At 52.1% G+C, this 6,028-nt stretch carries 8 protein-coding genes; 7 read left to right on the top strand and 1 reads right to left on the bottom strand.

The features are described 5' to 3' along the window. On the bottom strand, nt 1-188 hold a 188-nt coding region (locus ACI3UA_RS09500; protein WP_439724578.1), incomplete at its 3' end, for an anion permease. Nucleotides 189-599: 411 nt separating this feature from the next. On the opposite strand from ACI3UA_RS09500, the gene ACI3UA_RS09505 reads away from it, so the two are divergent. The 7 genes from ACI3UA_RS09505 to ACI3UA_RS09535 are packed head-to-tail and all read left to right on the top strand — an operon-like array spanning nt 600 to nt 6,005. After that, nucleotides 600-1,877 (top strand): GspE/PulE family protein, encoded by a 1,278-nt coding sequence (locus tag ACI3UA_RS09505; RefSeq protein WP_439724579.1) that lies wholly within the window; start codon nt 600-602, stop codon nt 1,875-1,877. A gap of 11 nt (nt 1,878-1,888) precedes the next feature. Then, nucleotides 1,889-2,923, top strand: coding sequence for a type IV pilus twitching motility protein PilT (locus ACI3UA_RS09510; protein WP_439724580.1), 1,035 nt, complete (start codon nt 1,889-1,891; stop codon nt 2,921-2,923). Nucleotides 2,924-2,929: 6 nt separating this feature from the next. Beyond that, nucleotides 2,930-4,129: a type II secretion system F family protein gene (locus ACI3UA_RS09515; RefSeq protein WP_439724581.1), complete on the top strand. Its 1,200-nt coding sequence runs from the start codon at nt 2,930-2,932 to the stop codon at nt 4,127-4,129. 19 nt (nt 4,130-4,148) lie between these two features. Then, entirely contained in the window at nt 4,149-4,583 is a 435-nt protein-coding gene (locus ACI3UA_RS09520; protein WP_439724582.1) for a type II secretion system protein, read from the top strand. Beyond that, the gene (locus ACI3UA_RS09525) at nt 4,583-5,173 is read left to right on the top strand and encodes a prepilin peptidase (RefSeq protein WP_439724583.1); all 591 of its coding nucleotides are present in this window, start codon (nt 4,583-4,585) and stop codon (nt 5,171-5,173) included. The genes ACI3UA_RS09520 and ACI3UA_RS09525 overlap by 1 nt, the downstream gene beginning before the upstream one ends. Next, nucleotides 5,155-5,646, top strand: coding sequence for a hypothetical protein (locus tag ACI3UA_RS09530; protein WP_439724584.1), 492 nt, complete (start codon nt 5,155-5,157; stop codon nt 5,644-5,646). Before ACI3UA_RS09525 ends, ACI3UA_RS09530 begins: the two co-directional genes overlap by 19 nt. After that, nucleotides 5,643-6,005, top strand: a complete 363-nt coding sequence (locus ACI3UA_RS09535) for a hypothetical protein (RefSeq protein ID WP_439724585.1) — start codon at nt 5,643-5,645, stop codon at nt 6,003-6,005. The genes ACI3UA_RS09530 and ACI3UA_RS09535 overlap by 4 nt, the downstream gene beginning before the upstream one ends. Nucleotides 6,006-6,028 lie beyond the last annotated feature (23 nt).

A 6,028-nucleotide genomic window follows, 5' to 3' on the forward strand; every position in this document is an offset into this window, starting at 1 on the left:
GCCATCAGTGTCATGATGATGGAGGCGGATACCGGATAGGATACCGACTCGGACATCCAGACAATAACGGAAAACAGCAGAACCGCCAGCATCCTGTGACCGGCTGTGGACAGCTCCGGCGGCGTAGGAACCAGAAGGGTGGCAATCAGTACCAGGACTGCCACCGCCAGACCATACTTTTGACGCATAAGAATCCTTCCTTTCCCCTAGCGTGAAATAAAAAAGCAGACCCGAACTGCGAGCCTGCTTTGCCGACAAGATATAACAGAAGAGCTGCACAACACTGTGCATTATAACTAAAAATGTATAGTTAATATAAAAACTCTATATATGTATAGTAGACCTAATGAGGGGAAAAGTCAAGGGACTTTTTTCTTGTTATTTATAATTTTATATTAAAAATAACCTATAACAGGAAAGAAAAATAAAAAATACTTGAAAAATTAGCAAAAATTGCTTGCAAAAAAGTAAAAATGTGGTATTATGATTGGCAAAGGTACTTTATAAAATTCGGTTAATTATAGAAGAATATAATATATATTATTATATTTATTTAATATATTATATATTTATATATTATTATATATAAGGAGGGGCGTATGGAGATAAAGGAAGAGTATTTTCATCTGCTGAGGCGGGCAGAACAGAATACCTCCAACGGGCTGCTCGAAATGGTAAGGGAGCAGCCGGCACGGCTGCAGGATGAGAGAACTCCCCTGGCAGAGCTGATGGAGTTTATACTGCGGGCGGCTCTTCAGGCAGGAGCCAGTGACATTCATTTTGAGCCGATGGAACAGGAGGTGCGCATCAGGCTCAGAATCAATGGGCAGATGAAGCAGTTTTTTCAGAACATGCCATGGAATCTATATGGCAACCTGCTGTCACGGCTGAAAATTATCTGCGGCCTCGATATTGCCGAAAAACGGCTGCCGCAGGATGGAAGATTTTCATTTGTGCTTCAGGCGGGCAAGGCACTGGATGTCAGGGTATCCATTGTGCCCATGATTAACGGTGAGAAGATAGTTCTCCGCCTTTTAAATAATCAGGATAGCTTTAAAAGCCTGGAACAGCTTGATTTTTCCAGCAGGAATTATGAGCTCCTGCGGCGTAAATGCACATCAGGCAGTGGCGCCGTGCTGTTGTCGGGGCCGGTAAACTCCGGCAAGACTACGGCCCTTTATGGGATTCTCAGCCTGCTCAACCGCGAGGGGAACAATATTATTTCCATAGAGGATCCGGTGGAATACAGAATTGAGGGGGTAAATCAGATTCAGGTGAATGAAAAAATAGGCTATACCTTTGAGATGGCGCTCCGGGCGGTGCTCAGGCAGGATTTTGACTGTCTGGCGGTGGGGGAGCTGCGGAGCATGGAGACGGCTGAGATGCTGGTAACATCGGCGCTTACCGGACGCAGGGTATTTGCCACGATTCATACGCCGGGGGCAGTAAAAACGGTGTTCAGGCTGCTTGATATGGGGATAAAGCCATATCTTCTGGTGTCTGCGATTTCGCTGATTGTGGGGCAGCGGCTGGTGAAGCGCCTTTGCCCTCACTGCCGTGTGGCTTACAAGCCGGACGGCACAGGAGCGGAGAGCAGCTTTCTGGGGGGACAGGCAGGGGAAATGCCCGGTGTTTTCTATCGGCATAGAAAGGAGGGGTGTGCCATGTGCGGTTATACCGGCTATGCAGGGCGGATTGCCGTTCAGGAGGTTCTCGCTGTGGATGGGAGCGTGGCTGAGGCTGTCATGGCCGGGGTGAAAGCAGATGATTTGGAAGCGGTGGCCATCAAAAATGGCATGACATCCATGCGGCAGGACGGCATTGAGAAGGCTCTGGCAGGTGAGTTGGAGCTATCAGAGCTGATGAGGCTTTTTTAGGGGGAGAGGATATGTGCTTGAGAAAAAGTGATTTTACGCGGATTTTGCGCTGTGCGTCCGAGGCGGGGATATCGGATGTGCATCTGACGGCCGGTGAACCTGTCTGCTGGCGCAGGGGAGATGTGCTGTCACATCTGAAGGAGTACGTGCCTACGGAGAAGGATATATATGAGCTTTTTAAGCTGATGGTGAAGGAAGAGGACTGGGAAAAAATGCACCGGGACAGCGCTGTAAACTGTGCATGGGAGATGGATAGCTGGCGGTACAGGATTCACGCCTATAGGAAGCGGGGCGGGATTGCCTTTGCCATCCGTACCCTGCCAAGGCAGATTCCTGAGCTGGAGAAGCTGGGGCAGGCGGGAATTGTGGGGAATTTCCGTGCTATGCGGCAGGGGCTGCTGCTGGTGACCGGGGCGACGGGGGCAGGCAAAAGCACGACAGTGGCGGCTTTGCTGGAGGATTTGAACCGCACGGGAAATTTCCACATACTGACGCTGGAGGATCCGGTGGAGTTTTTGTTCAGCAAGGATTACGGGCTGGTCAGCCAGCTGGAAAAGGGGGTGGATTTCAAGGATTATTTTCAGGCTGTTGAAAATGCCATGCGGCAGGGGCCGGATATTATTATGGTTTCCGAGCTCAGGGACTACAGGACGGTGCAGGCTGTGCTGAATGCGGCCGTATCGGGGCATTATGTGGTGGCTACCATGCATGCAGGCAGTGTGATAGAGGCGGTGGAGAGGATTATCAGCATGCATCCTGAGCCACAGCAGGCTATGGCCAGGTCACTGCTGGCCGCGTCACTGCAGGGGGTCTGCACCCAGAAGCTGCTGCCGGGCAGGGGAGGCATGAAGCAGTGTGCAGTGGAATGTCTGAGCGTCAATCACGCGGCCAGGAATATTATTCGCAGTGGCAGATATGAGCAGCTGTACAACATCATCCAGGCCGGTATGGCCGAGGGCATGCAGACGATGGATATGGCTGTTGATATGCTGCGCAGGAGCAATCTCCTGCGGCGCGATTTTGGCAAGGCGCTGAGTGCCGGGTGAGCTGGTATGGAAATGTATGAATTTGAGGGAATAGATGTTCACGGCCTGCGGCGGCGGGGGAGCATATCGGCGGCGGATAGGACGGAAGCGGCACAGAGGCTCAGGGAGCGGGGCATGACGCTGACGGGGCTTCATAGGGAAAGCCGATTGAAGGCCTTCCTGCGGAGGAACATGAATCATGCTGCCGGGAGCTTCAGAATCCATTTCTGCCGTCAGATGTATGTGATGCTGGGAGCAGGACTGCCCATTACCGAGGCGGTAAAAATCTTTTCAGAGGATACGGATGCCTTCGGCAGAAGAAATATGGAAAAACTGCTGGAATATCTGGAAAATGGCTATTCCTTATCTGAATCAATGCAGGTTCTGGATGGGGTATTTTCAAAGACCATGATTGTCATGGTAAAAGGAGGTGAGCTGTCCGGCAACCTGGCAGAGGTTTTTGAGAGCATGTATACGCTGCTCAGAAAGCGGCATGAAAACGAGCATAAGTTGAAAATGGCACTGGCTTATCCGGGGCTGTTGTGCATTTTAAGCGCTGTTTTGCTGGTGTTTCTGCTGTATCAGGTTTTGCCGGTGTTTGCGGAGGTATTTGCAGGTTTTAACGCGGAACTGCCGTGGTCAACTCAGCTGCTGTTAAGCCTTGGCAGTGCTCCGGGGCTGTGGGTGCCGATGTTCGTGGCGGCACTGGCGGCCATCCTTCTGCTGAAATTTGTGTGCAGGCGCTTTAGAGGGATTGGTATAGCTATGGACAGGCTGCTGCTGTTCCTGCCGATATGGGGGAAGTTGTGCATGAGGAGCGAACAGGCAGTGTTTCTGTCGACCTTGTCGATGCTGGTGCGCAGCGGCATCAGAATCAATCATGGACTTGATGTGGCCAGAAACATGGGCAGGAATATGTACTGGCAGTTTGCCTATGAGTCAATGTCCATACAGCTTGAGCAGGGGTATAGCCTTGGCGTGTGCATGGAGAAGAGCGGCCTGTTTCCGGCTATGGTCCTTTCTATGGTAAAGGCTGGTGAGCAGTCCGGGGAAATGGCAAGGATGCTGGCCTATGCAGGAGAGGCCTGCCAGGGGGAGGCGGATCTGCTGCTGGAAAAGGTGAATGTGCTGGCGGAGCCGGTTGTTATGCTGTTATTGGGAGGCGTGACAGGCTTCATAGTTATGAGTACGGTGCTGCCAATACTTGATTTGATGAGTGTAATGTGATTTATGAGGGGGAATTTTGATGCTGGTGAGCATATTGAAAAGGTTGATGAGGAATGAATCCGGCTTCTCTATGCTGGAGCTGCTGGTTTATATCGGTATTGTAGGGGTAATTGTCGCCTTTGCCGTACCCAGGTATACCAATACGATGGCCATGGCCAACACGGCCAAGATTCAGTCTGATTTGCAGACGCTGGATGCGGCAATTACCATGTATCAGCTGCACAATGGAGCCAATCCTGCGGATATCATGGTGGATCTGGATGAATACGTGGCGCATCTGGAAAGGCTTACCCCGCCTACGGGTAAGTGCATGCTGAAGGATGGCGGTATTGTGGATATTACCGCCACGGAATACGCACTGGCTTCCAGCGGCGAGGAAGCACAGTTTCAGGGACATACTGTGGATGAATTCGGCAAGGGAGATGGCAGTAGCTCCGGTGGGACGGCTGGATGATGGCAACGGGCAGCAGGGAGATTGGCAGGCAGCTCTGGCAGCATAGGAGAATTATCGCGGCAGTGCTAGTGACGGTTTTTCTATGTGAGCTTATCCTTGCCAGGAATGCTATGGAGTTATGCAGGCTGGCGGCGTGCACTGCCTTGATGGTGCCGGCGGCGGTGCTGGACAGCATATATGGAAAGCTGTATCACAGGTGGTCTGCCTGTATGGTTGCCGTGGGGCTTATCTTTGCAGCGGTGATAGAAGTTTTGGGCGGCGGGGGATATCTGGCTTTGGCCGCAGGCGGAGGCATGCTGTTCTTTGCCCTGATGCTGGCTGTGTTTCTGCTGAGCCGTGGCGGCATGGGTTTCGGTGATGTGTGTTTTGCGGCAGGAGCAGGAGTTTTTGCCGGCTGGGATATGGTTCCGATGGCCTTCTGGCTGACATTTTTGCTGGGCGGCCTGATGGCCTTGAAAGTGTATATGTGCAGCATGTTCAAGGACAGGAAAACGGAGAAGAAAATCCCGCTGGGCCCCTTTTTGACGGCAGGCAGCCTGCTGGCCATGCTGTATGGACAGGAGATGCTGAGATGGTATGCAGATATATGATGGATGAAAGGTGTGCCGGAATTGGCAGTGCCGAGGCAGGAGGGGGGATGCTGGAGCTGGTATTGTGCCTGGGGCTTGCCATGCTGCTGGTGTCGTCCGTACTGCCCCGCTGTGTGCAGATGGACAGGCTGCAGCTGGAATACGAGGCGTTGTGCCTGCTGAATGATTTGCGGTATGTTCAGAGCTGGAGCCATGGTATGGACTATTGCCACATAGAGAACTATGACAAAAAGCCTGTTCAGCCCTCTCTGGTTATATCCCGGGGTGAGCATTATGTTCAGCAGCAGGTACGGGTGATGAACTGGCGAAGGGTGGAGAATGGCATGAAGATGTATACCAACCGGGCAAAATTCCAGTTTTCTCCGCGGGGACATGCAACAGCTGGCACAGTTGTTTTGCGCAAAGGAGGACATGAACAGAGGGTAGTCGTGGATACGGTAGGGCGTGTACGGCTGGAGGAGCGGCAGATATGAATCGCGAGGATGGATACTTTATTTTAGACGCATTGGGGGCAGTGTTTTTGCTTGTGGCAATGACCGCCAGCATGGCGTATGTTACCGGACAGCTGTCAGATATGAAGGAACTGGAGGGAATTGTTACAGCCGAGTGCATGGTGCGGGAGCAGCTGGACAGGCTCTGTGTGGAGCAGCGGCAGGGAGATTTGGGGACAGGGAGCAGGCGGGAAAACGGCTATGAAATTCAGCTGCTGTCTTCCAAGGAAAATACAGGCATTCAGGGCCTTGTGCGCTATCGTGTGCAGGCAGAGTGGCAGACAGGACAGGGGGTGCATCATTTTGCGCTGGAAAAGGAAGTGTCTGATGGCACACAATGAAGATGGCTTTTCTATTGTTGAAA

The organism is Anaerovibrio sp. (assembly GCF_051866355.1).
Classification (GTDB): Bacteria; Bacillota; Negativicutes; order Selenomonadales; family Selenomonadaceae; genus Anaerovibrio.

Bases quoted from the DNA above. Each gene is read 5' to 3' on its own strand.
- ACI3UA_RS09505 (WP_439724579.1), top strand. From the start codon at position 600: ATGGAGATAAAGGAAGAGTATTTTCATCTGCTGAGGCGGGCAGAACAG.
- ACI3UA_RS09510 (WP_439724580.1), top strand. From the start codon at position 1,889: ATGTGCTTGAGAAAAAGTGATTTTACGCGGATTTTGCGCTGTGCGTCC.
- ACI3UA_RS09515 (WP_439724581.1), top strand. From the start codon at position 2,930: ATGGAAATGTATGAATTTGAGGGAATAGATGTTCACGGCCTGCGGCGG.
- ACI3UA_RS09520 (WP_439724582.1), top strand. From the start codon at position 4,149: ATGCTGGTGAGCATATTGAAAAGGTTGATGAGGAATGAATCCGGCTTC.
- ACI3UA_RS09525 (WP_439724583.1), top strand. From the start codon at position 4,583: ATGGCAACGGGCAGCAGGGAGATTGGCAGGCAGCTCTGGCAGCATAGG.
- ACI3UA_RS09530 (WP_439724584.1), top strand. From the start codon at position 5,155: ATGGTATGCAGATATATGATGGATGAAAGGTGTGCCGGAATTGGCAGT.
- ACI3UA_RS09535 (WP_439724585.1), top strand. From the start codon at position 5,643: ATGAATCGCGAGGATGGATACTTTATTTTAGACGCATTGGGGGCAGTG.